This is a genomic window from Alcanivorax sp. HI0044 (assembly GCF_001634945.1).
On sequence record NZ_LWEZ01000752.1, the window covers coordinates 1 to 708 of the forward strand.

General features: G+C 54.7%; 1 protein-coding gene. It reads right to left on the minus strand.

The genetic code is table 11. From position 1 onward, the window contains the following. Positions 1-437 (minus strand): transporter substrate-binding domain-containing protein (locus A3730_RS09010; protein ID WP_156501103.1); only part of this gene is annotated, 437 nt, incomplete at its 3' end. Positions 438-708 lie beyond the last annotated feature (271 nt).

A 708-nucleotide genomic window follows, 5' to 3' on the forward strand; every position in this document is an offset into this window, starting at 1 on the left:
TTCAGCTCGCTCAGGTCGGTAATTCGTGGGCTGCTCAGGCGGCGTACCAGCAGGGTATCGATATTTTGGTAGCGAGTGCTGAAGCGCAGGCTTTCGCTGCGCTCTGTGGTGGCGACCAGGCCAGCGGCGGCAATGTCTGCCGTGCCCTTGCGGATAGCATAGCGGATGTAGGAGAGATCGTCGGATTCGAGGATGCGCAGTTCTACCCCCAGGCTGTCAGCGAACCCTTTGGCGAGTTCGTATTCCATGCCGGTGAAACCGTGCTGATCTTCGTAATAGGTCGTGTTGGACGGGCGGGTTAGCACCACCAGCTCCCCACGGGCGATAACGCGCTCCATGGCGGAGGGGGTGGGACGCATGGCCAGCATTAGCCCCAGTACGCTGAACAGTGCCAGCGAGGCGAGCAAATGCTTGCTGTGTCGAAAGAATACCGTCACTTGGTGGTACCTCTGTCAGGTTGTCCAGACAGGTCGATACTGCTTACCGCCGACCGGTGAAAGGCCCTATGCCTTCGCTATTGTTCCTTACTTGTGATCTATATCACGAAATTGCGGCGCAACTCTATCATCGGCAAATGGCTGTTCTGTAAAGCTTTGTCGAACAATTGCTCCTTTTTTGCACAATTTTTAAAAGTCAGGAAAAGAGCATTAAATTGCGTATCAGGCGTCATTCGTAGGTGTTTTGCTGCTGCCTGATGACAGGGTGAGC